20 protein-coding genes are annotated in these 23,812 nt (G+C 70.6%); 15 read left to right on the top strand and 5 right to left on the bottom strand.

The window, feature by feature from the left end; genetic code table 11:
• Positions 1-4: 4 nt before the first annotated feature.
• The 5 genes from gltC to pcnB all read left to right on the top strand — a co-directional run bounded on the left by gltC (position 5) and on the right by pcnB (position 7,680).
• Positions 5-2,059: an adventurous gliding motility protein GltC gene (gltC, locus tag ACX114_RS27690; RefSeq protein WP_459289378.1), complete on the top strand. Its 2,055-nt coding sequence runs from the start codon at positions 5-7 to the stop codon at positions 2,057-2,059.
• 109 nt (positions 2,060-2,168) lie between these two features.
• Complete coding sequence (locus ACX114_RS27685; RefSeq protein WP_459289376.1) at positions 2,169-3,482, top strand: MFS transporter; 1,314 nt, start codon at positions 2,169-2,171, stop codon at positions 3,480-3,482.
• Between the two features lie 10 nt (positions 3,483-3,492).
• Positions 3,493-4,527, top strand: a complete 1,035-nt coding sequence (gene plsX / locus ACX114_RS27680; RefSeq protein WP_120619848.1) for a phosphate acyltransferase PlsX — start codon at positions 3,493-3,495, stop codon at positions 4,525-4,527.
• Complete coding sequence (locus ACX114_RS27675) at positions 4,524-5,570, top strand: phosphatase domain-containing protein (RefSeq protein ID WP_014398335.1); 1,047 nt, start codon at positions 4,524-4,526, stop codon at positions 5,568-5,570. The genes plsX and ACX114_RS27675 overlap by 4 nt, the downstream gene beginning before the upstream one ends.
• Positions 5,571-5,949: 379 nt before the next feature.
• On the top strand, positions 5,950-7,680 hold the full coding sequence (gene pcnB, locus ACX114_RS27670) for a polynucleotide adenylyltransferase PcnB (protein WP_459289373.1): 1,731 nt from the start codon (positions 5,950-5,952) through the stop codon (positions 7,678-7,680).
• Positions 7,681-8,000: 320 nt separating this feature from the next.
• Here pcnB and ACX114_RS27665 read toward each other — a convergent pair whose 3' ends face one another.
• Complete coding sequence (locus ACX114_RS27665; protein WP_459289371.1) at positions 8,001-9,206, bottom strand: DNA polymerase IV; 1,206 nt, start codon at positions 9,204-9,206, stop codon at positions 8,001-8,003.
• Between the two features lie 41 nt (positions 9,207-9,247).
• Between ACX114_RS27665 and ACX114_RS27660 the strand changes: the two genes are divergently transcribed.
• Positions 9,248-9,661: a secondary thiamine-phosphate synthase enzyme YjbQ gene (locus tag ACX114_RS27660; protein WP_459289369.1), complete on the top strand. Its 414-nt coding sequence runs from the start codon at positions 9,248-9,250 to the stop codon at positions 9,659-9,661.
• Here ACX114_RS27660 and ACX114_RS27655 read toward each other — a convergent pair.
• Positions 9,658-10,599: an RluA family pseudouridine synthase gene (locus tag ACX114_RS27655; protein ID WP_459289367.1), complete on the bottom strand. Its 942-nt coding sequence runs from the start codon at positions 10,597-10,599 to the stop codon at positions 9,658-9,660. The genes ACX114_RS27660 and ACX114_RS27655 overlap by 4 nt on opposite strands.
• On the bottom strand, positions 10,596-11,714 hold the full coding sequence (locus ACX114_RS27650) for a serine/threonine-protein kinase (protein ID WP_459289365.1): 1,119 nt from the start codon (positions 11,712-11,714) through the stop codon (positions 10,596-10,598). The genes ACX114_RS27655 and ACX114_RS27650 overlap by 4 nt, the downstream gene beginning before the upstream one ends.
• Positions 11,715-11,842: 128 nt before the next feature.
• Here ACX114_RS27650 and ACX114_RS27645 point away from each other — a divergent pair, with 128 nt between their 5' ends.
• Entirely contained in the window at positions 11,843-13,726 is a 1,884-nt protein-coding gene (locus ACX114_RS27645; protein WP_459289363.1) for a protein kinase domain-containing protein, read from the top strand.
• A 17-nt stretch (positions 13,727-13,743) separates the two neighbouring features.
• Here the strand turns inward: ACX114_RS27645 and ACX114_RS27640 are convergent, their stop codons facing one another.
• Together ACX114_RS27640 and ACX114_RS27635 are read right to left on the bottom strand one after the other, a co-directional pair.
• On the bottom strand, positions 13,744-15,186 hold the full coding sequence (locus ACX114_RS27640; protein ID WP_459289362.1) for a glycosyltransferase: 1,443 nt from the start codon (positions 15,184-15,186) through the stop codon (positions 13,744-13,746).
• A gap of 57 nt (positions 15,187-15,243) precedes the next feature.
• Complete coding sequence (locus tag ACX114_RS27635) at positions 15,244-16,062, bottom strand: tetratricopeptide repeat protein (protein ID WP_459289361.1); 819 nt, start codon at positions 16,060-16,062, stop codon at positions 15,244-15,246.
• A gap of 138 nt (positions 16,063-16,200) precedes the next feature.
• Between ACX114_RS27635 and uppS the strand changes: the two genes are divergently transcribed.
• The 8 genes from uppS (at position 16,201) to ACX114_RS27595 (ending at position 23,803) form a co-directional block, all read left to right on the top strand.
• The gene (gene uppS / locus ACX114_RS27630; protein WP_459289360.1) at positions 16,201-16,998 is read left to right on the top strand and encodes a polyprenyl diphosphate synthase; all 798 of its coding nucleotides are present in this window, start codon (positions 16,201-16,203) and stop codon (positions 16,996-16,998) included.
• On the top strand, positions 16,995-17,822 hold the full coding sequence (locus ACX114_RS27625; RefSeq protein ID WP_459289358.1) for a phosphatidate cytidylyltransferase: 828 nt from the start codon (positions 16,995-16,997) through the stop codon (positions 17,820-17,822). Before uppS ends, ACX114_RS27625 begins: the two co-directional genes overlap by 4 nt.
• An 84-nt stretch (positions 17,823-17,906) precedes the next feature.
• Positions 17,907-19,538 carry an RIP metalloprotease RseP gene (gene rseP / locus ACX114_RS27620; protein ID WP_459289356.1) on the top strand — a complete coding sequence of 544 codons (1,632 nt, stop codon included), beginning with the start codon at positions 17,907-17,909 and terminating at the stop codon, positions 19,536-19,538.
• A 10-nt stretch (positions 19,539-19,548) separates the two neighbouring features.
• Complete coding sequence (locus ACX114_RS27615; protein ID WP_459300303.1) at positions 19,549-20,031, top strand: septal ring lytic transglycosylase RlpA family protein; 483 nt, start codon at positions 19,549-19,551, stop codon at positions 20,029-20,031.
• 22 nt (positions 20,032-20,053) lie between these two features.
• Positions 20,054-20,797, top strand: coding sequence for a tRNA (adenosine(37)-N6)-threonylcarbamoyltransferase complex dimerization subunit type 1 TsaB (gene tsaB / locus ACX114_RS27610; RefSeq protein ID WP_459289354.1), 744 nt, complete (start codon positions 20,054-20,056; stop codon positions 20,795-20,797).
• Between the two features lie 67 nt (positions 20,798-20,864).
• A complete protein-coding gene (locus ACX114_RS27605; RefSeq protein ID WP_459289352.1) occupies positions 20,865-21,896 on the top strand; it encodes an aspartate-semialdehyde dehydrogenase in 1,032 nt (343 codons plus the stop codon).
• Positions 21,897-22,022: 126 nt separating this feature from the next.
• Positions 22,023-23,087 (top strand): MXAN_2561 family MXYO-CTERM-anchored protein, encoded by a 1,065-nt coding sequence (locus tag ACX114_RS27600; RefSeq protein WP_459289350.1) that lies wholly within the window; start codon positions 22,023-22,025, stop codon positions 23,085-23,087.
• Positions 23,084-23,803 carry an MXAN_2562 family outer membrane beta-barrel protein gene (locus ACX114_RS27595; RefSeq protein ID WP_459289348.1) on the top strand — a complete coding sequence of 240 codons (720 nt, stop codon included), beginning with the start codon at positions 23,084-23,086 and terminating at the stop codon, positions 23,801-23,803. The genes ACX114_RS27600 and ACX114_RS27595 overlap by 4 nt, the downstream gene beginning before the upstream one ends.
• Positions 23,804-23,812: the final 9 nt, after the last annotated feature.

The raw sequence follows: 23,812 nt of genomic DNA, 5'->3' as shown, positions 1-23,812 counted from the left end.
ACTCATGCGCACCCACCGGTTCCTCCGCCTCGCCGTCCTCGGGCTCACGCTCGCGTACACGGCCCCCACGCTGGCCCAGTCCTTCGAAGGGCTGGATCTGGCGGGCCAGTCGAAGAAGAAGAAGAAGGGGGCCTCTTCGAAGGCTTCCTCGAAGAAGAAGGCTTCCGCCAAGCGCGGCAAGGGCAAGGCGGCCGCCCCGGCCGAGGACACCTCCGAGGAGTCCTCCACCGCCACCACCGAGCCCGCGCCCGCGGGCAACCCGGCCACGCCTCCCGCCGCGGTGACGACGACGCCCGCGCCCACGGCGATGCCCGCCGCGCCGGCCGCGAAGCCCACGCCGGCCGCGAAGCCGGCCGCCCAGGGCAGCCCCGGCCTGGGCCTGGACCTCACGGGTGACAACGACAAGCCGCCCGCGCCCACCATGACGTTCGACGCGGTGGACGTGTCCGGCAAGACGGCGGACCGCCAGCGCCTGGACGCGGCCATCAGCCTGTTCAAGAACGACGAGTACGAGAAGTCCGCGATGGCGGCCCACGAGCTGTTGGGTGACCCCAAGCTCCAGGGCCTGCACGTGGAAGCGCGCTACGTGCTCGCCAAGTCCCTGTACCGCATGGGGCTGTACCACTCGTCGCTGGGCGAGTTCTCCAAGATCCTCGCCGCGGGCCCGTCCACGAAGTTCTTCAAGACGAGCCTGGAGTGGCTGTTCTTCATCAGCCGCAAGACGCAGAACGAGACGGTCATCCTGGATGAGATCGCCCGGTACGCGAACTACGAGTTCCCGGAGAAGTTCCGGAACGAGTTCCGCTACCTGCTGGCGCGCTACCACTTCGTGCGTGGCCGCGCGCTGGATCAGGTGGGCCAGACGGAGAACGCGGACAAGTCCTTTGAAGAGGTGAAGCGGCTGGCGCTGACCATCCCGCGCACGGACGCGTTCTACCCGCGCGCGAAGTACCTGGAGGGCCTGGCCTACTTCCGCAACGGCACGGCCCATAAGGACGCGGCGGCCAAGCGCGGCAACACGGACGTCATGGCGTCCGTGGAGGCCATGAAGGAAGTGGTGCGCCTCACCCGTCCCATGGCGGGCCGCACCGGCGAGCAGGCGAAGCTGGACAAGTCGCTGCGCGAGCTGGCCTTCATGCAGCTGGCCCGTACGCACTACGGCATGCAGCAGAACCGCTTCTCCATCTTCTATCTGAACAAGGTGGAGCGCGGGAACACGCAGTGGCTGGAGGCCCTCTTCGAGTCCTCCTGGGCCAACTACCGCATCGGCCAGTACGAGCAGGCGCTGGGCAACCTCATCACCCTGTCGTCGCCCTTCTTCCGCGAGGAGTACTTCCCGGAGGCGCTCATCCTCAAGGCGGTCATCTATTACGAGAACTGCCGCTACCGGGAGTCCAACCTCATCCTCCAGGACTTCGAGCGCACCTACCTGCCCGTGCACGACGAGCTGGACGGGCTCGTGAAGAAGAACATGGAGGCCTCCGAGTACTACACGGTGCTCGCGGACGTGCAGAAGAAGAACAAGGACGGCCTGGAGAAGAACGGCACGGACGTCATCCTGGAGCGCATCCTGCGGCTGGCCCTCACGGATCAGGACCTGAAGAAGACCAACGACTCCATCCTGGAGCTCGAGGGTGAGATGGACCTGTTCGGCAACAAGGGCGACACGTTCAAGTACTCGGAGCTGACCAAGCAGCTGTTGGAGGAGCTCAAGGTCCAGCGCACCAGCCTCATCTCCAAGGCCGGCATCATGGCCAAGGGCAAGCTGGAGTCGGAGCTGGGCGCGCTCAAGCTGCTCCTGGCCAACGGCCTGCGCATCAAGTTCGAGACGACCACCAAGGAGAAGGAGTTCCTGGAGGAGCAGCTCAAGGCGGGCGGCCGCACGGCCATCGTCAAGAAGTACAAGTACTCCGTGGCGGTGGCGGACGATCAGCTCTACTGGCCCTACGAGGGCGAGTACTGGCGTGACGAGCTGGGCACGTACCAGTACACGATGACCAAGGGCTGCATCGAGCGCGACACGGCCAACCGTCAAATCCAGTCCGCCGAGGCGATGTAGACGCCCAACGCTGAGAGTGGGATTCTTCCCGGCCGCCGGAGCGCCCGTTGCGCGCTCCGGCGGTCTTGTCTTTTCCAACGGTCCCTCGAGGGGACGAGGGAGTGCGAAGTTGGCTCGGGAGGCGTCGCTGCGGGTGGTGTTCGGCATCGCCGTCCTGGACCTCATCGGGTTCGGCATCCTGATTCCGCAGCTGGGCGTGTACGGCGTGCGCTTTGGCGCTTCCCCCTTCGCGGTGGGGCTGCTCGTCGCGGTGTACTCGCTGATGCAGCTGGTGGCGGCGCCCATCATGGGGCGGCTGTCGGACCGGTTCGGCCGGCGGCCGGTGCTGCTCGTCTCCCAGGTGGGCTCGCTGGTGGGCTACGTGCTGTTCGCCTTCGCGCACACGCTGCCCCTGTTGTTCCTGTCCCGCGTCATCGACGGGGTGTCCGGCGGCAACGTGTCCACGGCGCAGGCGGTGGTGGCGGACATCACCAAGCCGCATGAGCGCGCGCGGGGCATGGGCATCATCGGCGCGGCGTTCGGGCTGGGCTTCGTGCTGGGGCCCGCGCTGGGCGGCGTGCTGGGGGCGTGGGGCGGCAACCTGGCCATCGGCCTGTTCGCGGCGGGACTGTCCGCGCTGAACCTGCTCAACACCTGGTTCTTCCTGCCGGAGACGCGCAGGGCGGACTCACCGTCCGCGACGACGCGCAGCATGCGGGGCGTGTCCGCCGTGTTGACGCTGCCCGTCGTGGGCCGGTGCGTGGTGCTGGTGCTGCTCTACACGGTGGCCTTCGCGCAGATGGAGGGCACCTTCTCCGTCTACCTGCTGACGCGCTTCCTCTCCTCCGGGCCGGTGCCGCTGGAGGGCGGGTGGCTGGTTCACGCGGTGCATCCGGACGCGTCCATCCTGAAGGAGGCGAGCCTGCGCTCCGGGGCGCTCTTCGCGGTGGTGGGCGTGCTGTCCGCGCTGGTGCAGGGCGGGCTGGTGCGCCGGCTGGTGGCGGCCGGTCATGGCGCGCCGGGCCAAGGGGCGGACGGTGCCCCGGGGGGCAGGGGAGGGCGGGAGGCCCCGGTGGCCGTGGTGGGGTTCGGGCTGACGGCGGCGGGGCTGGCCCTGTTGCCCGTGGCGCCGTCGTACGGGTGGCTCTTCCCGGTGATGGGGCTGTTGGCGGTGGGCTCCGCGCTGGTGACGCCGTGCCTGTCCGCGCTGGTGTCCCTGCACGCGCCCATGGAGCGGCAGGGGGCGGTCCTGGGGGCGTATCAGGCGTCCGGGTCCCTGGGCCGCATCATCGGGCCCGCGCTGGGCGGCCTGCTCTTCACCCGACTGGGCCCGGCGGCGCCCTACGGGACGGGGGCGGTGCTGGTGGCGCTGGGTGGACTTTTGGCACTGTCGCTGGTGACACAGGTGCGAATGTCGGGAGCAGGCGCGGAGCAAAGCTCATAGGATGGAGACCATGGTGGGCAAGCCGCAGCACATCACCATCGCGTTCGACGTGATGGGGAGCGATCACGGCCCGGCGGAGGTGGTGCGAGGCGCTGCCCAGCTTTCGCTGGAGTCTCCGCACATCCACGCGCTGCTCGTGGGGGACCGGCCAGTCATTGACGAGGCCCTGGCGGGCATCAAGCACAACGGGGAGCGCATCTCCGTGCACCACGCGGGCGACTTCGTGGGCATGGACGAGAAGCCCGGCGAGGCGCTGGCGCGCAAGCCCGAGTCCTCCGTGGCGGTGGCCGCCCGGCTGGTGGCGGAAGGGGAGGCGCACGCGCTCGTCTCCGCGGGCAACACGGGCGCGGGCGTGCTCGCGTGCAAGCGCCACTTCCAGCTCATTCCCGGCGTGCGCCGCGCGGCCCTGGCCACGGTGTACCCCACGCGGGGCGTGCGCGGCGCGAAGCAGGACCCGTTCAGCCTCATCCTCGACGTGGGCGCCACGGTGGAGGCCACCGCGGAGGACCTGGTGGCGTTCGCCGTCATGGGCTCTGCCTACGCGCGCATCATCTCCCGCAACGAGCGGCCCAAGGTGGCGCTGTTGTCGAATGGGGTGGAGCCGCAGAAGGGCCCGCCGCGCGTGGTGGAGGCGCACCAGCGGCTGTCGCAGATGGCGGGGCTCAACTTCACGGGGAACGTGGAGGGCATCGACATCCCGCGCGGCACGGTGGACGTGATTGTCACCGACGGCTTCGTGGGCAACGTGTGCCTGAAGATGCTGGAGGGCGTGCACGACACGGTGATGGAGCTGGCCCAGTACGCCTACAAGGAGAGCCTGCGCTGGCGCGCGGGCCTGGCCATGCTGTCCTCCGGGATTGAACGGCTCAAGGACATCACGGACTGGGAGCAGTACGGCGGCGCGCCCATCCTGGGGTTCGACCGCATCTTCATCAAGGCGCACGGCCGCTCCAAGGCGCGCGCCATCGCGAACGCGGGCAAGGTGGCCGCGAAGGCGGTGGCGAACGAGCTGGGCACCGCCATCCAGGAGGGCCTGGCGAAGTGAGCCTGCCGGACCGCATCGACCCGCGTCCCCCGCGCCGCATCTACCGGTGGGACCTGGACAAGACGTACCTCCAGACGGACTTCGAATCGCTGCGCGACCTGTTCCGCACGGCGTTCCAGAAGGCCCATGAGAAGGTCGCCATCCCGGGCGCGTCCGCCCTCATCCGCGAGCTGGCGGAGCAGGGGGACTCGCGGCTGTGCATCGTGTCCGGCAGCCCCAAGCAGATGCGCGCGGTGCTGGAGGAGAAGCTCAAGCTGGACGGCATCCAGTGGGACGAGTTCGTCCTCAAGGACAACGTGGGCAACCTGCTGCGCGGACGCTTCCGGGCCCTGCGCGGACAGGTGGGCTACAAGCTGCCCGCCATCCTGGAGAGCCGCGTCAACGCGCCGGTGGAAGCGGAAGAAGTGCTCTTCGGCGACGACGCGGAGGCGGACGCGTTCATCTATTCGCTCTACGCGGACCTCATCGCGGGCCGGGTGGACGAGCGCGTGCTGTCCCAGGTGCTGGAGGCGGGCGGGGTGTACCCGGACGACGCCGCGCGGGTGCACGAGGCGTGGAAGAAGATCCCCATCGCGGATCCGGTGCGGCGCATCTTCATCCACCTGGACAAGCTGACGCCGCCCGCGCACTTCACGCCCTACGGCCCGCGCGTGGTGCCCATCTTCAACTATTTCCAGGCGGCGCTGGTGCTGCTGGCGGACGGCCACCTCACGGCGCCGCAGGTGCTGAAGATCGCCGTGGAGATGGTGCAGACGGCGGGGCACAACATCATCACGCTGTCGAACTCGTTCCAGGACCTGCTCAGGCGCGGGTTGCCGTTGCAGCAGGCGGCCATCGCGCTGTCCCAGGCGATGGAGGGGCCCAACGCGCTGCTCAAGGCCATGCGCCCCATGCCGGACATCCTGGCCGCGTTCAGCAAGCGCCTGGCCGCGCTGGGCACGCAGCCGCCCCCGCCGCGCGTGCAGGCGGTGGACTACGTGTCGCTCATCTCCCACGCGCTGCCCCGGACCCACAAGGGGCGCACCCTGAAGCCGCCCACCTGAGGCTCCGGGCCTTGAAGCTCGGCCGCCTGCCTGCCTTGCGGCCCCTCCAGCTTGAGGGGCCGGTGGCGGCCGGGGTTCGGCCTGGACCCGGTGTTATCCAGTGGAAGCGCCTCCCACGGGCAGCGGGCGCACGGCGGGCGGGCAGGGGGCCCCGGGTGGACCCCCGACGTCCCTGAAGAATGTCCTTAGCCGCGACCCCCATGGGTGGGAGGATGCGTGCTAGACGGCTGCCCTTCCGAGGCGAATGACGCGAGACCCGACCCATCCCCCGCCCCATGGCGGAACGCTGCCAGCCGCGCCCGGAGACGACGCGCGCGGAGAGGCCTCCTTCGAGGCGGCAGCGGACACGGCATCCGGGTCCGCGCACGAGGTACTTTCCATGTCTTCCCCCCTGGACCTGACGGGCTCCGAGGAGCGCACCGAGCGCACCGAGGCCCAGGTGCCCGCGGACTCCGCCGAGCACCCCAGCGAACACGAAACCCCTTCCCGGGCCACCCCGGCCCCTTCCGAGCCCTCCTTCTCCGCGGACGCGGCGGAGGACGACGGGTTCGACGATGACGACGACACCGAGGACGCCGGCCCCGAGGTCAGCGACGAGATCCGGGCCGCCACGGAGGCCCTGAAGGCCGCGGAGGCGGAGGACGCGCAGGCCGCCGCGGAGGCGGGGGACGAAGCCGAGGAGCCCGAGGCCGTCATCCTGGAGCCGGAGCCGGAGCCCGCCGCGAACGAGCCGGAGCTCCAGGCGCCCACCACCACGCGCACGGGAGAGCCCGCGGAGATCGATCCGGACGAGATGGATCCGGACGCGCTCAAGGTGGTGCTGCGGCTGCACCAGCACGGCCACCAGGCGTACCTGGTGGGCGGCTGCGTGCGCGACCTGCTGCTGGGCAAGAAGCCCAAGGACTTCGACGTGGCCACCAGCGCCCACCCGGGCGAGGTGCGCGCCATCTTCCGCAACTGCCGGCTCATCGGCCGGCGCTTCCGGCTGGCGCACGTCTACTTCAAGGGCGGGAAGATCGTGGAGGTGTCCACCTTCCGCGCGAACCCGACGGAGCTGGAGCCGGCGGCGGGCGCGGGGGTGGAGGAGGGGCAGAGTGGCGAGGACCTCCTCATCACCCACGACAACGTCTTCGGCACCGCGCAGCAGGACGCGCGCCGCCGCGACTTCACCATCAACGGCCTGTTCTACGACGCGAGCGAAGGCCGGGTCATCGACTACGTGCGCGGCCGGCGCGACCTGGATGAGCGCTTCATCCGGACGATTGGCGACCCGGAGATCCGCATGCGCGAGGACCCGGTGCGCATCCTGCGCGCGGTGCGCTTCGCGGCGAAGCTGGACCTGGACATCGAGTCGCGCACGTACGCGGCGATGGAAGGCGCGGTGGAGGACCTGCCGCGCTGCGCGCCCGCGCGCCTCCTGGAGGAGACGTTCCGGCTCATCCGAGGCGGCGTGTCCGCTCCGGCGCTGAAGCTGCTGGCGGCGCTGGACGCGCTGAAGATCCTGCTGCCGCCGGTGGACGAGTACCTGCGTGAGAACGGCAAGGAAGGGGAGAAGACCTTCTACGCCTTCGCGCAGGCGCTGGATAAGCGCGTGTCCGCCGGTGAGGTGTTGGACGACGCCATCCTGCTGGCCACGTTGCTGGTGCCCATCAGCCGCGCGCAGCCGCCGGTGGAGGAGTCCCAGGACGAGGGACGCGCGTCGGTGTCGCGCGTCATCGAGGACCTGCTGGCGGGCTTCGTGGAGTCCGCGCGCCTGCCGCGCCGCATCGCCGAGCGCTGCCGCATGCTGCTCCTGATGCAGCGCACGCTGTCCGGAGAGCGCCGCCGCAAGACGGGCGCCTTCCGCCGCCACCCGCTCTTCAACGAGGCGCTGGCCGTCTACGCGATGACGGTGGAGGCCACGGGCGAGGGCCGCGAGGCGCTGGAGGCGTGGCAGGCCGGAGAGGTGCCGCCGCCGCGCGCCGGAGCGAACAATGGAGCGGACGCGGAAGGTCCCCGCCGCAAGCGCCGCCGCCGCCGTCGCCGCCGTACCGGCAACGGAAGCGGAGAGGGCGGCGGTTCGGGAGCGGAACGCCCGGCCTCCTCCGGTTCCGACGCGGGCGAGGGGTAGCGCTCCCGTAGCGTAGATGCAGCGAAGGGGCTGGAGCGCTCAGGTGCTCCGGCCCTTTTCGTGTCGATGAGGCGACACCGGTTCCCCACCGCGATGGTGCGGCGAAACGGCTGGCGCGCTCGCGGATGCCCCGCCTCTTGTCGTGCCCGAGAGACGTGCTGCCACTTCTCCACTGCGGTGGTGGAGCGAAACGGCTGGCACGTTCTCAGCCTCGGCCCTTGTCGTGCGCGACGGGCGCTGCCGCTTCCCAACGCGATGGTGCGGCGGAACGGCTGGCGCGCTCGCGGATGCTCCGGCCCTTGTCGCCTCCGAGGGACGCGCTACCGCTTCGGCTTGTCCACCGGCTTCTCGGAGCGGTGCTGGTCGTCGTCCGATGCCTCCGCCCCCGCGATGTCCGCCATGGTGATGGCCTTGCTGCCGAAGCGCGCCGCGATACGGTCCATCGCTTCGTTCAACTTCGACGACTTCGGCGCCGCCGCCGGGAACAGCCCGAGCTGCGGCTCGTCCTCGTCCAACTGCACGCTCACGCCGGTGAGCCGCAGCGCCTTGCCCTCATGGGCGCGCTCCAGCAGCTCCAGCGCCGCGCGGTAGATGACCTGCCCGTCGTCCGTCGCCTCTCGCAGCGTGACGCGCCGGGTGATGAGCGTGAAGTCCGCGAACTTCAGCTTGAGCTGCACCACGCGCCCCTTCAACGACGCTCTCCGCAGCCGCCGCGCCACCCGCAGGGCCTGCGCGTGCACGTGCGGCTTGAGCGCCTCCGGGCCCGTCAGGTCCTCGTCGAACGTGTCCTCCGCGCCCACGCTCTTGGCCGCCCGGTCCGGCACCACGTCCCGCGCGTCGATGCCGTGCGACAGCTCCCACAGGTGCTTCGCGCTCGACGCGCCGAAGCGCTCCTCCAGCCAGCCCACGTCGCGCGTCGCCACGTCCCCAATCGTGACGAGCCCCGCGCGCTTCATCGCCTCTTCCGTCTTCGGCCCCACACCCCACAGGCGCGACACCGGCAGCCCGGCCAGGAAGGCCACCGTCTCCTCCGGGCGCACCTCGCGCTGACCGTTGGGCTTCGCCAGGTCGGAGGCGATCTTCGCCACGAACTTCGCCGTGGCGATGCCCGCGGACGCCGGCAGGTTCAGCTCGTGGGCGATCTCCTTGCGGATCCGCTTCGCGATGTCCGCCGCCGCGCCGAAGAGCCCCACCGACGCCGTGACGTCCAGGAACGCCTCGTCCAGCGACAGGGGTTCAATCAGCGGCGTGTACCGCTCGAAGATGGCGAACACCTGCTCGCTGGCCTCCGCGTAGGCGGAGAAGCGCGGCTTCACCACGATGGCGTGCGGCGCCTGCTTCACCGCCCTCGCCATGGGCATGGCGCTGCGCACGCCGAAGGGGCGCACCTCGTAGGACGCGGCCACCACCACGCCGCGTTGTGCATGCCCGCCAACGATGACCGGCTTGCCCCGGAGGGACGGGTTGTCGCGCTGCTCGACGGACGCATAGAAGGCGTCCATGTCCACGTGGAGGATGGCTCGCATGGCGTGAGTCACTCTAGTGGTCCCCTCTGACAGTGCGAGCCATGAAGACCCTCACCGAATACCTCTGGTTCGAGACGAAGGCCCGGCGCGAGCTGGTGCGCCTCACGGACACCGTGGCCTCCCTGGTGAAGAAGAGCGGCATCCAGGAGGGCATGGTGCTGGTGTCCGCCATGCACATCACCGCGGGCGTCTTCGTCAACGACGACGAGCCCGGCCTCCACGAGGACATCTGGGACTGGCTCCAGCACCTGGCGCCCCACGGCCCCGACTACCGCCACCACCGCACCGGCGAGGACAACGGCGACGCGCACCTGAAGTCCATGCTCGTCCACCATCAGGTGCTGATTCCCGTCACCGCCGGCAAGCTCGACCTGGGCCCCTGGCAGCAGGTCTTCTACGCCGAGTTCGACGGCCAGCGCCGCAAGCGCGTCATCGTCAAGGTGATGGGCGACTAACCGGCCACCGGCCACGACAGCCCGTGGCGCGAAAGCTCCGCCACCAGGTCCGGCGGCAGCGGGCTCTCCACCTTCACGGGCTCTTTCGTCACCGGGTGGGGCACGGTGAGCGAGCGGGCGTGCAGGAAGAACCGACCCAGCTCCGGCGCCTCGCGGCCGCCATAGATCGCGTCGCCCACGATGGGCGCACCCACACCAGCCAGATGCGCGCGCACCTGGTGCAGCACGCCGGTGAGGATCTTCACCTCCACCAGGCTGTAGTCCCCGGAGCGGGCCAGCACCCGGAAGTGGGAGAGCGCCTCGCGGGCGTCCTCGGCGCCGTAGGGAGCGGGCTCCACGCGGTCCGGGTGGCGCGGGTGGTGGCGCAGCGGGACCTCCACCTCGCCCTCGTCCGCCAGCGGGCCCGTCACCAGGGCGAGGTAGCGCTTGTCCACCGCGCGATTGCTGAAGGCCTCGCGCACGGTGGTCCAGGCCTCGCGCGTGCGGGCCGCCGCGAGGACCCCGGACGTCTCCACGTCCAGCCGGTGGCACAGGCCGCCCTCGCGCGGGTCCTGAGACGCCTGCGCGACCTCCGGGTAGCGCGCCACCAGGGCGTTGGCCACCGTGCCCGTCTCACCCGGCTGCAGGGGATGTGACGGGCGGCCCGCGGGCTTGTCCACGAAGAGCAGGGCGTCGTCCTCGTGCAGGACGACGAGCGGGAAGTCCGTGTCGGGCACGGCCTCGCGGGTGGTCTCCTCCACCGTCACGGCGACCTGCTGGCCGGCGGTGATGGTGAGCCCCTTCTTGGCGGGGCGGCCATTCACACGCACCTGGCCTTCTTCGAAGAGGCGCTTCAGGCGCGCGCGGGACAGGCCCAGGGCCTCGCCCACGAACAGGTCCACCCGCTGGCCCGCCTTGGCGGCGTCCACGGTGAGGGTGTGCGTCGTCGTCGTGGTCACTCGGAGAGGGCCTCGTACACTTCCTCGGCCGTCTGGAACCGGTCGTCCGGCTCCTTGCGGATGAGGCGATGGGCCACCCGCGCCAGCTGCGGGTCGCCATGCAGGTTGAGCGCGAGCAGCGGCGGAGGTTCCGTCTCCAGCACCTGGCGCCACAGCTCGTGCGGCGTTTTCGCGTCGAACGGCGGACGCCCGCTCATCAGCTCGTACAGGATGACGCCCAGGCTGTACAGGTCCGAGCGCCCATCCAGCGGCTCCCCGAGAATCTGCTCCGGGGCCATGTACCGGTAGGTGCCCACCAGCTTGCCGTCCGCGGTGATGCCCGCGTCGTCCGCGAGGAACTTGGCCAGGCCGAAGTCCATCAGCCGCACCTGGCGGTCGTCGTCCACCATGATGTTGGAAGGCTTCAGGTCGCGGTGCACCAGTCCGTGGCCATGGATGTACGCGAGCGCCTCGCACACCTGGAGCATGGCGTCCTTCAGCTTGCCCATGCGCTCCGGACGGTTGAGGTCCGCCATCTTCGGCGTGGCGGGGCGGGAGGGGGGCGGCGGCGCGCGCGGCCCGGCGCGGCGCGGATCCACCACGGGCATCCCGTCCGAGTCCGAGTCGTCCTCACCGGCGCCATGGAAGCTGGCCAGGTCCTCGCTGGGGGCCTCCTCCGCGAAGGCGTTGAGGTCGAAGGTGCCGTCGTCCTCGCTGGCGTCGTCCGCGTCGTCGTCCGGACCGTCCGCGCTGCCGAAGTCGTCGTCCGCGGTGCGGCGGAGGGTGAGCGGGAAGCGGCTGGAGGGCGTGGGCGTGTGCAGGTCGTTGAAGCTCACGTCCAGGTAGTGGCGCAGCGTGAGCCCCTCGATGAGCTCCATGGCCAGGTACGGCTGGCCCGCGTGGACGCCGGCCTCGAAGACCTTCACCACGTTGGGGTGGGCCAGGTCCGCGAGCGTCTCGAATTCGCGCGCAAGCCGTCGTGCCGCGCGGTCGTCCAGCGACGGGCCACCCGTCGACAGGAGCTTCAGCGCGACCTCGTCGTTGCTGCGGCGGTCCAGGGCCCGATAGACGGTCCCGGCCCCGCCACTGCCGAGCGTTTCCAGCACGCGGTAGGGACCAATGGCCTTGGGAGGCATGGGAGCGCGGATCCTACGGACCACGTCGCGTCACGGTCAAACGTCCTGGTGGCTTGCTCCCGCCACCGGACGCTCGCTCGCGCGGAGGGTTTCACTTTTCCAGTGAACCATGGGAAAGCTTCCCGTCCATGCAATTGGGGAAGTACCAGCTGGTGCGGAAGCTCGCCTCGGGCGGGATGGCCGAGGTGTTCCTCGCGAAGGCTGCGGGGCCCCGGGGCTTCGAGAAGACCCTGGTGCTCAAGCGCATCCTGCCGCACCTGGCGGAGGATGAAGCGTTCGTGGAGATGTTCCTGGGCGAGGCGCAGCTGGCCGCCCGGCTGGACCACCCGAACGTGGTGCAGATCTTCGACTTCGGTGAGGTGGACGGCAGCTACTTCCTGGCGATGGAGTACATCGACGGGCCCACGCTGCGCAGGCTCGTCAAGCGCTCCATGGAGCTGAAGCAGCCGCTGCCCCTGGGCGTGTGCGCGAAGATGGTGGCCGCCGCGGCGGAGGGGCTGGCGTTCGCGCACGAGCTGTCGGACCCGGAGACGGGCGCGCCGCTGGGGCTGGTGCACCGGGACATCAGTCCGGAGAACGTCCTGGTGTCGCGGCAGGGCGCGGTGAAGGTGGTGGACTTCGGCATCGCGAAGGTGGCGGGGCAGAGTCACCGCACGGCGACGGGCGTGGTGAAGGGCAAGGTCGCGTACATGCCGCCGGAGCAGCTGCAGGCCCGGCCCATGGATGGGCGCGTGGACGTGTACGCGCTGGGCATCGTGCTCTACGAGCTGCTCACCGGGAAGCGCCCCTTCGAGGCGACGACGGACGTGAGCATGATGCAGGCCATCCTCTTCGAGCCCTTCGTGCCCGCGGTGCAGCGCCGGCCGGACCTGCCGGAGTCGATGCAGCGCATCCTGGAGAAGGCGCTCGCGAAGGACCGGGAGCAGCGCTACCCGGACTGCCGCGCGTTCCAGGCGGACCTGGAGCGCTTCGTGCTGTCGCTGGGCGAGCCGGTGGGCGCGTATCAGATTGCCCGGCTGGTGGCGCAGGTGATGGAAGGGGTGGAGGCCACGCCCGTGGCACCCACGCCCGCGAAGGGGCGGGTGACGGCGCCCGTGGCTCCCGCGGTGGAGGCGACGACGACGCCCATGCCTGGACGTGTGGGCACGGCGTGGGAGCCGTTGGCCTCGCGCTCCTCGATGGAGGCGCCCGCCGTCACCGCATCCGGGCACGACATGCCGTCGAGCCGGTTCGACGCGGCGACGGATCCGGCGACACCGTCGGCGGGAAGCCTGCTGGCGGAGGCTTCAGCGTCGCGGCCTTCGGGCGTTCAGAAGGATTCCGCCGCACGAGAGTCGCTGGGGGCCGGGGCTCCTGGAAAGCCCGCGGAGGCGGCGGGTTTCCGTTGGGCGAAGCGGGCGGGCGTGGTGGTGGGTGGGGTGGTGGCCGTGAGCGTGTTCGGGGTCCTGGCCGGAATCGCGCTCGTGAGCGTGGGTTTTGGCGACCCCGCGCCCGGGAATGCGTCCGCGCCGGTGGTCCAGAATGAGGCTCCGCTCGTGAAGCCACCGGAGCCGAAGGTGACGCCCCCTGTCCCCGAGGAGCCGGCGGCCACCGCATCCCAGGCTGTGGACAGCGGAACTCCGGCCGTCGTGGTGGAGGTGAGGCCCTCGACAGAGGAGTCCGTGGAGGCGCGCGATGCGGGCGTCGTGACGGAGGCCGCGCCGACTCCTCGCCCCGCGGTCGCCGTGAAGCCCGTGTCGACGAGCACGCCCGCGGCGCCGGTCCGCCGCGTCGCTCCCGCGGTCCGTCGCGAGCTCCCGAAGGGCAGGGTGGAGTTCCGCGTCCGTCCGTTCGGCATGGTGTCCCTGGACGGCAAGCCCCTGGGGCAGACGCCCTTCGCCGCCGTGGAGGCGACGGAGGGCGTGCATCAGGTGCGCGTCGTGAACAAGGAACTGGGCAAGGACGTGACCCGCTCTTTCGAAGTGAAGGCGGGCCAGGACAACGTCTTCAAGCTCAACCTCGCGGCGGAGTGACGGGTCCTCGTTCCCGGTCACAGGCCCGACAGGTGGCCCTCGGGGCGAAGCGTCAGCACCCCCTGGGAGAACAGGCCCTGCAGCAGCGCCTGATCCGCCTCGTTCATGTCCTCGAGCACCTGACCCATGGGTCGCCCCAGTGAGGCCTTGAGGATGGCCAGCGCCCGGGGCTCCAGCGTCTGGTGCCTGAAGTCGCTGACGACGCGCCCCGTGGGCTCCTCCAGGCGGCGGACCGTGGGGCCCTGCTTCACGAGGAGCGATTCAAAAGGCTGGGGCCTTGGCCGGGGCGCGTCCAGGTGCGCCAGGGCCTTGCGCCAGGTGCGCGTGAAGCTGTCCCGGTCGAAGTTCCGCGCGATGAATTCGCGGCCCTGCGCGCACTCCCGCGTGACGCGCTCGCGCGAGCGCAGGTCGTCCACGATGGTGTCCGCGACCTCCCGGAAGGAGAACGGATCGCCGAAGGCCATGTCCACGTTGTCGAAGACGCGGATGCCATGGCCTGGCGGCAGGCTGAAGCGGTTGTTGCCAATGCCATTCGTGTAGACGGGGCAGCCCCGGAACACGGACTCCAGCGGATAGAAGCCGAAGGGCTCCGGGTAGATGTTGAAGGAGAGCCCGAACTTCGTGAGCTCGAAGAGGCGGAAGAGCTCGGCCTGGCTGAGACGCCGTATCGGGAGCAGCAGGTCGGTGAGCTTGAGGCCCATCCCGTCCAGCATGGACCGGGCACCGCTCACGTCGAACGGGAAGCCGTGCGTGAACGAGTAGTCGATGAAGGCGAAGTCCTCCGCGTCGACGATGAGCCGGTATCGCGGTCCGTTCTCTTCGCGCGACCGCAGGTGCAGGTGCACGAGGATGCTGAGGACCGCGTACCAGTCCGGCTTGCGGGGCTGCAGCGCATGGCCCAGGACGTCTCCGGCGTCCAGCGCTTCCTGCACCTCGACGGGAATCGAGGCGCCCTCCATGCGGGCGTCACCGGTAGGGCTGGCGACGCAGGGCAGGCCCGCGCGGAAGTCCACGACCTTGTCGAAGCCGGACGGATCCAGGCAGACGCGGCGGCGCACGTCGGGCAGCGTCAGCAGGCTGATCAACACCTCGCGCAGATACGCGGAGGTGGCGCAATAGAGGTCCACTGCGGGATTGCCCAGCCACAGGGACTGTCCGCCCACGAGTCCGTGGAAGACGACCGCGCTGCGGCGGGCGACGCGCGGACCTGGCGGGTGGATCAACAGCCCCTGGTCACAGAAGATGGCGAGGTCCGCGGGAGGCTGCGCGAGGATGTGGCGCAGCCGGTCCGCGGTCGCCAGCGGCATCGAGATATCGTTGCCGTCCAGGCGGTGCCTGAAGTGGCCGGTCACTTCATGCCCCTGCCGCCGCAGGTCCTCCAGGATGAGGCCGTTGACGACGCCGCCTGCGTTACGGAACGGCTCGGTCTCCATGAAGAGGTTGATCCGCTGCTGCGTCATGTGTGGCTCCTCGAGCCGGATGGGGGAACTGGCGTCATGGGAAAGGGTGGCGGTGCGTCACCGGCCACCGTTCGTGGCCGTGGCCCCGCCCATCAGGAAGTACGTGGTGACGGCGCCCGCGGCCGCCGCCAGCGCGGTGCCGAAGAGCACGTTCGCCACGACCGCCTGCCCCCGCGCATCGTCCAGGTGCCCGCTCACGTCCGCGGACAGGTCCGCGTCGCGTGCGGAGCTCACGTTGCCTCGCGACTGGAGCCCGATGATGGACCCCACACCGCCCGCCACCACCCCCGTGCCCAGCAGCACCCACGACACCGTCGGCACCCGGCGCATCCCGCGCTCGCGGGCATCCGCCTGCAAATCCACGCCCGGAGCCGGCGCCGCCGCGACCTGGGGCGGGTTCAACGCCGCCGGAGCCTCCACCACCGGCGCATCCGCCGGCTTCGCCACCGCCGCGCGCTCCTGCCGCACCGCGCTCCGCACGGACTCGAAGTCCCCCTCCACCTTGGGAGACACCTTCGCCGGCAGCTTCGCCTCCGGTGCCAGCAGCAACCCCGCCCGGAACGACGCCAGCGCGGCATCGCGCCGCCCCATGTCCGCCAGGATGACGCCCTCGTAGATGGCCGCCGCGCCGCGCTCCTCTTCGGAACGGGCCAGCCGCCGCGCCCGGGTCACCGCCGCCAGGGCCTGCTCGGACTCCAGGTCCTCATAGAGCCGGGCAGCCTCCGCCATCGCCGCGTCGAAGTACGTGCCCGCCGACCGGGACGCCGCCGTTCCCGTCCCCGCCGCCTGCCCGAAGGCCGGCCCCACCCCGAACACCCAGAACCCGAGCAGCCCGCCGAGCACCCGGAAGGAGGGACACCCATGAGGAGTTTTCATGGAAGACCACTCTAGCCGGGCTCGTGTCCCCTCATGAACCGTTCAACCCCTCCAGACGACCGCCCACCCGTGGAGGGGGACCGGGCGGCCACGCGCCCGTGGACGCGACGCGGCGCCGCCGCTAGGGTGCGCGGCTTCATGGATCGCCCTCCCACACTGTTGCCCACCGCCCTTGAGGTCCAGGTCAAGGCCCGGCCACTCCCGCGCCACGTGGGCATCATCATGGACGGCAATGGCCGCTGGGCGGAGCTTCGCGGCCAGCCCCGGCTGGAGGGCCACCGCGAGGGCAGCGTGAGCGTCCGGGAAGTCACCCGCACCGCGCGCCGCCTGGGCGTGCAGGCCCTCACGCTCTACGCCTTCTCCTCCCAGAACTGGGCCCGCCCGCCGGAAGAGGTCGCCGGCCTGATGGACCTCTTGCGCGAGTACCTGGAGTCCGAGCGCGCCGAAATCCTGGACAACGGCATCCGCCTCAACGCCATCGGTGAGGTGGACAAGCTGCCGCGCTACGTCCGCGAGCCCCTGGATCGCCTGAGGGCCGACTCCGCCCACAACACGGGCATGGTGCTCACCCTGGCGCTCTCCTATGGCGGCCGCGAGGAGCTGCTGCGCGCCGCGCGCGACCTGGCCCAGGCCGCTGCCCGCGGCGAACTGGACCCCGCGCACCTGGACGCGGACGACCTGGAGTCGCGGCTGTGGACCGCGGGGCTGCCGCCGGTGGACCTCATCGTCCGCACCAGCGGCGAGCAGCGCATCTCCAACTTCCTGCTCTGGCAACTGGCGTACGCCGAGCTGTGCTTCACCGACGCCCTGTGGCCCGACTTCCGCACCGAGGAGTTCCTCCGCTGCCTGGCGCAGTTCCAGGGCCGCGAGAGGCGCTTCGGGCTGACGTCCGCCCAGGTCAACCGGGACGACACCCCCCAGCGGGCCAAGGCGTGAACGAGAAGAACAAGAACCTCCTCATCCGCGTTGTCACAGGCGTCACCCTCCTGCCGCTGGTGCTCCTGCTCCTGTTCCTGGGCGGGTACTACAGCGCCATCCTCCTGGCGGGAGCCGCGGCCGTGTGCGCCGGTGAGTACTACCTGATCACCCAGAAGCGCCTGGGCGCCGCCGCCTGGGTGGGCATGGCCTTCGCCTTCGTGATGCCGCTGCTCCCGCTGCGGGACGCCGCGCGCACGGGCGAGGGGGCCTTCTGGCTGACGTCCGTCTTCTTCTTCTTCGCGTGGATCTACAACCTGTTCCGGGGCGTGCTCGCGGAGGCCCCCACCCGGGCCGCGCACCTCGTCACGGGCTTCCTCTACGGCTCCATTGGCCTCACCGCGCTGTCCGCGCTGCGCCTCTTGCCGGAAGGGCACGCGTGGGTCATCTGCGCGCTCACCATCACCTGGGCCAACGACACGCTCGCGTACTTCGCCGGCCGCTTCCTGGGGAAGCACAAGCTCTACCCCGCGGTGAGCCCGAACAAGACGTGGGAGGGCTTCTTCGGCGGCATGGTCGGCTCCGTGCTGGGCATGTTCGTCGCCAAGCTCGGCTTCTTCCCCATCTTCACCGTGTGGGACTGTGTGGTGCTGGGCATCCTGGGGGGACTGCTGGGCCCCGTGGGCGACCTCTGCGAGTCCATGCTCAAGCGCGCCTATGGCGTGAAGGACTCCGGAAAGCTCATTCCCGGACACGGCGGCGTGCTGGATCGCATCGACGCGCTCATCTTCAACGCGCCGCTGGTGTTCGTCTATGTGCAGTTCGTGAGGCACCTGCTGCCGTAAGTGCCTGATTTCGCGCCTGGCCGCCTGCCTTGCGGCTTGCGTTGTGCGTTGTCCGTCCCGGGGGGCGCGATTACTCTTCGCGCCATGCTCCAGAACCTCGGGTTCTTCATCCTCCTGCTGGGCGTGCTCGTGACGGTGCATGAGCTTGGCCACTTCCTCGTGGCCAAGGCCTGCGGAGTGAAGGTCCTCAAGTTCTCCATCGGGTTCGGACCGAAGATCATCGGCTTCACCAAGGGCGAGACGGAGTACCAGGTGGCGCTGTTGCCCCTGGGCGGCTTCGTGAAGATGGCTGGAGACCTGCCGCACGAGGAGCTGCCGCCGGAAGAGGCCGCGCGAGGCTTCCTGGCGCAGCCGCCCTGGAAGCGCGGCCTCATCGTCCTGGCGGGCCCGGCCTTCAACCTGCTGTTCCCCATCTTCGTCTACTTCTTCGTCTTCCTGGGCCCCCAGGAGACGCTGTCCACGCGCGTGGGCATGGTGTCGCCGGACATGGCCGCCGCCGCCGCGGGCGTGCGCCCCGGTGACCGCATCCTGTCCGTGGAGGGCGAGCCGGTCCGCACCTTCGACGACATGCGCGACGCGTTCGTCGGCAAGTTCAACCGCCCCGTCCCCATCACCCTGGAGCGCGACGGCAAGCAGCAGGTGGTGGAGGTGACGCCGGAGAAGAGCTCGGAGGTGTCCCCGGTGGACACCGTCGAGCGCGGGATGATTGGCGTGAGCCCCTACCCGCAGCCGCCGGTGGTGGGCGTGCCGGCGACGTCCCCCGCGGCCACCGCGGGCCTGAAGAGCTTCGACCGCGTGCTGTCCGTCAACGGCGTGCACGTGCAGGACGAGGCCGCCCTCTACCGCGAGGTCGCCAAGGTGCCGGAAGGCACCCCCATGGAGCTGAGCGTGGCGCGCCTGGCCCCCGTGGGCGTGGGCGCCGTCACCGGCCGGCTGCCGGAGGTGGTGAAGGTGTCCCTGCCGCGTCAGCCGGGCGAGGGCGCCGCGGCGCTGGGCGCGGAGGCCGTGGACCTCTACGTGGCGAGCGTGGCCTCCGGCAGCGTGGCGGAAGGCGCGGGCATCGTGCCGGGCGACCGCATCGTGGCCATCAACGGCACGCCGCTGAAGTCCTTCAACAAGCTGGCGACGGTGCTCAACGGCCTGCAGGCCCAGCCCTTCACGCTCACCTGGCGCGGTGAAAAGGGCGAGCGCACGGAGAAGCTGGCGCAGGCGCCGCTCAAGACGCGCGACGACTACGGCCAGACGAGCGCCCCGCTGGTGTTCGGCGTGCGCCCGTGGAGCTACAGCAGCGCGGACCTGCCGCCGGTGGAGAAGGTGACCATCGACCTGGGCCCCGCCGCCGCCTTCAAGGAAGCCGCGCTCATCGTCCCGAAGATCGTCGGGCAGATGGTGCAGGTGCTGGGCGGGCTGTTCGTGGGCAAGGTGTCGCCCAGCACGATTGGTGGCCCCATCATGATGTACCAGCTGGCCGCCAAGAGCGCCGAGCAGGGCCTGGACAGCTTCCTCAACCTGATGGCGATCATCTCCATCAACCTGGGCGTGATGAACCTCTTGCCCATCCCGGTGCTGGACGGCTTCCACCTGTTGTCCGCGGCGTGGGAGGGCATCCGCCGCCGCCCCATCCCCGTGCGCGTGCGCGAGGTGGCGAACATGGTGGGCCTGGCGCTGCTCATCCTGCTCATGCTGCTGGCCGTGACCAACGACGTGACCCGCTAACGAGGTGATGATGCGAGGACGGACCGCGCTCCTGCTGCTGGGGATGGGATTCTTTGCTGGCTGCGCGTCGCGCGCGGCCAAGCCCCAGCCGCCGGAGACCTCTTCCGGTGACGAGGGCGCGAAGGTGACGCGCCGGGAGAAGATGCCGCGCAACTATCTGGGTGAGGGCATCGCGTCCTTCTACGGTCCCGGCCTCCACGGCCGGCCCACCGCCAGCGGAGAGAAGTTCAACCAGAACGCCCTCACCGCCGCGCACCGCACGGCGCGCTTCGGGTCGTGCGTGAAGGTGATGAACATGGAGAACGGCCGCGAGGTGGAGGTGCGCGTCAACGACCGCGGCCCCTTCGTGGACGGACGCATCATCGACGTGTCGAAGGCCGCCGCGAAGCAGCTGGGCATGCTGGACAAGGGCCTGGCGCGCGTGCGGCTGTACCGGTGCGGCAGCGACCGCGTGTCGCGGGTGCCGGTGGAGTTCTGGGCCGTTCCGGCCTGAGTGCCTTGAAACGAAAGAAGGGATGTCGCCTGTGTTGCTCGCGCTGGACACCTCCACGCTGACGCTGTCGCTTGCCCTGGTGGAACGCCAGGGGGACGCCGTGCGCGCCGTGGAGCACGTGGTGGTGCCTCCGCCGGACAAGCAGAGCGAGGCGCTGCCCGGCGTCGTCGGGGACCTGCTTTCGCGCCACGGCCTGAAGCTCAAGGACCTGGAGGGGCTGGCGGTGGGCCTGGGCCCGGGCTCCTTCACGGGCCTGAGAATCGGCCTGGCCACGGTGAAGGCGCTGGCGTACGCCACGGGCCTGAAGGTCGCCGGCGCGTCGTCGCTGGCGGCGGTGGCGCTGGAGGGGCCAGAGGGCGTGCCGCTGTTCTGCCTCGCCGTGGCGCGCAAGGACGACCTCTACCTGGGCGCCTACCGCCGCGTGGGCCACACCGTGGAGGCGCTGGAGCCGGAGACGGCCATGTCGCCGGAGGAGGTCGCCCAGCGGATGGCCGCCCAACCGGAGGCCGTGGCCCTGGGCCCGGCGCTCGCGGACTACCGCCAGGCGCTGGAGAAGCACGGCGTCGCGCCGCACCGGCTGTTGTCCGGCCCGGCCTTCCCGTCCGCGGTGGAGGTGGGGCGGCTGGCGAGGCTGCCGGAGGCGTACTCGCAACAGGCGCTCTTCGCCCTGGAGCCGCACTACGTCCGCGCGTCCGAACCGGAGCGCAACCCGAAGTTCCCGCCGCTGCCGGGCCCCGCGCCCACGGCCCGGCTGAAGGAAGACTGAAGCCTCCGTCCGAAGGGCGCGTCGTCGTGCTCGCGCGGGCGGAGGCGCTGACGTAAAGGAGCCCGTCATGAGAGAGAACCTTCGGATTGCCGTGGTGGGCGCCACGGGCGTGGTGGGCCGCGAGGTGCTGGCGAACCTGTACGCGCGCGACGTGCCGGTGGAGCAGGTGCAGGCGTTCGGCTCGGAGCGCTCCAAGGGCCTGGAGGTGGAGTACGGCGAGGACACGCTGGAGGTGGAGCGGGCCTCCGCGGACGCCTTCCGGGGCATCCACGTCGTGCTGCTGGCCACGCCCGCGGAGGCCTCCCGCACGCTGGCCCCTGCCGCGCAGGCCGCGGGCGCGTGGGTGGTGGACGCAAGCAGCGCCTTCCGGAGCGACGGCAACGTGCCGCTGATCCTGCCGGGCTTCAACACGGAGGCCCTGGGGCCGGGCTTCAGCTTCAAGGGCCGGGTGGTGAGCCTGCCGGGCATCGTCACCAGCGCCACCGTGCACCTGGTGGAGCCGCTGCGCCGCGCGTTCGGCGTGGTGCGCGCGCAGGTGACGGCGCTGATGGGCGCCTCCAGCGCGGGCGTGCGTGGCATCTCCGAACTGGAGAAGCAGACCGCGGACCTGCTCTCCGGCCGCGAGCCGGAGCCGCAGGTCTTCCCGCACCGCGTGGGCTTCAACCTGGTGCCCCAGGTGGGCGGCTTCATGGTGAACAGCCCGTGGACGGAGGAGGAGGGCGGCTGGACGCTGGAGGCCGCGCGCCTGTTCTCCGCCCTGGGCGAGACGCCCGTCCTGGCCGGCACCGCCGTGCAGGTGCCCACCTTCCACGGCCACGGCCTCACCGTGAACGTGCAGCTGAAGAAGCCGGGCCCCGTGGAGCAGGTGCGCGCCGCGCTGAAGACGTCCCCGTCCCTCAAGGTGCTGGATGCCCCCGGCGAGCGCATCTACCCCATGCCCATGCTGGTGATGAGCGACCCGGCCGTCCACGTGGGCCGGGTGCGCGCCTTCCCCCAGGCCCCGGAGTGGGTGACGCTCTTCGCGTCCGTGGACAACGCAGGCCGGGCCGCCGCCCACCTGGTGGACGCGGGCCTCAAGCTGGCGGAACGCCCCGCCTGACAATTTGGCAAAGCCCCCGGGGGCACCTTGCCTGTTTGGCGCGCGAACCCGGGGTTTTCCTTGGGAAACAGGCCGTCCGGACGGGGCTTGAGGGTGGCCCCGCCCTTGCTAGCCTCCAGCCCATCCATGCGCCTTCCCTTCATTGGCCTCCTGCTCTTCGCGTCCACGGCCGTGGCCCAGGTGGGGCCCGCGGTGCAGTTCACGAGCGCGACCACCACCACGGGCAACAACACCGTCACGGTGCCCAAGAGTGAGTGCGGCAACGCGCGCCGGTTCTCCTGGACGCGCACCGGCAACATCTGCGGCGGTTCGCTCTTCATCTACGCGACGACGGGGAGCTGCGGCTCGGAGCCCGCCGCCACGGACCTGAAGCTGGTGAGCCTCGGCTCGGGCGACACCACGGCCAGCGGCACCGTGAACTTCAGCGTGCAGCAGGTGCTCGCGGCGCGTGGCGGTGGCACGGACGGCGGTTCCGCGACGACGTGCGACTCGCAGACCTCTGAAATCTCCTTCAACCTGTGTGCGTCCGCGCGGCAGTTGGGAGGCTATCTGGGCACCGAGTGCCAGACGGCCTACGCCAACGTGGGCACCCCGACCTTCGTGCTGAAGTACGACCCGCAGCCGCCCGCGACGCCCACCATCGCCGCGGTCATTGCCCGGGACTCGGCGCTGTCGGTGCAGGTGGACGGCGCGGAGGCGGACTCCACCGTCATCGTGGAGGTGGCGATGGTCGCCTCCGGGGACGCGGGCACGGGCACGGGTGACGCCGGCACGGACGCCGACGCGGGCACGGACGATGCCGGCACGGACGTGGACGCAGGCACGGACGTGGACGCGGGTACGGATGGTGGCGGGGCGGGGCTGGTGGGGGCGCTGGCGCTGGAGGGGACCACGGGGCCGGTGACGCGCGTGGACAAGGCGGCTGGCGAGGGGAACGTCGTCGTCACCGGTCTTACGAATGGCGTGACGTACCGGCTCCAGGCCATCATCCGGGACGCCGCGGGCAATGAGAGCACCGCGTCCGCCTCGGTGGATGCGACGCCCGTGAAGAGCAATGGTTTGTTCGATGCGTATGTGGATGCTGGCGGCGAGGAGCGCGGCGGGTGTGCCGCGACCGGCGGTGGCATCGCGGGTGGCGCGGTGCTGGCCGCGCTGGGCATCTGGTTGTCGTCTCGGAGGAAGGTGTCATGAGCAGCACGGCTGTGGGCCTGGGAGTCGCGGCGCTTCTCTTGGCGGTACCGGCGGTGGCGCAGGAGGTGACCATCCCCACGCGCTCTCCGCGCACGGGCGCGGTCATCTTCCGCGGAGGCGGCTACAAGCCGCGCATCGACTCCGAGAAGGCCCTCAACGGCGCGACGCCGTACGAGGACACCTTCGGTGACGCGTCGCTCCTGCTCATCGAGGGCGAGCTCCAGCGCTTCTTCTACCAGGGCATCGGTACGGCGGGCCTGGGCCTGGGCCTGGGCTACGCGGAGAAGTACGCGGACGCGAAGCTGGAGGACGGCTCGGCGGCGGCGGACAAGGCGGCGCTGAAGGTGCTGCCCATCCAGCTCAACGGCTTCTACAAGTTCGACTACGCGGCCTTCCGCTGGGGCATCCCGCTGGTGCCGTACGCCAAGCTGGGGCTCATCTACTCGCCGTGGTGGATGACCAAGGGCAGCGCCACGGAGGTGGTGGAGGGCAGCAAGGCCAGCGGCGGCAAGTGGGGCTGGGCGGGCACCGCCGGCGTGTCGTTCCTCCTGGACGTACTGGAGCCGCGCTTCGCGCGCGACTTCGACTCGGACCTGGGCGTGAACCACTCGTACCTCTTCGCCGAGTACACGCATGCGGATGTGAACAACTTCGGCGGCAAGGGCCTGAACCTGGGCAGCCGGCGCTGGATGTTCGGGCTGGCGTTGGACTACTAACCGAAAGGC

The sequence above is a fragment of the Corallococcus sp. M7 genome (assembly GCF_054512695.1).
This window is presented reverse-complemented; position numbering and strand designations above follow the sequence as displayed.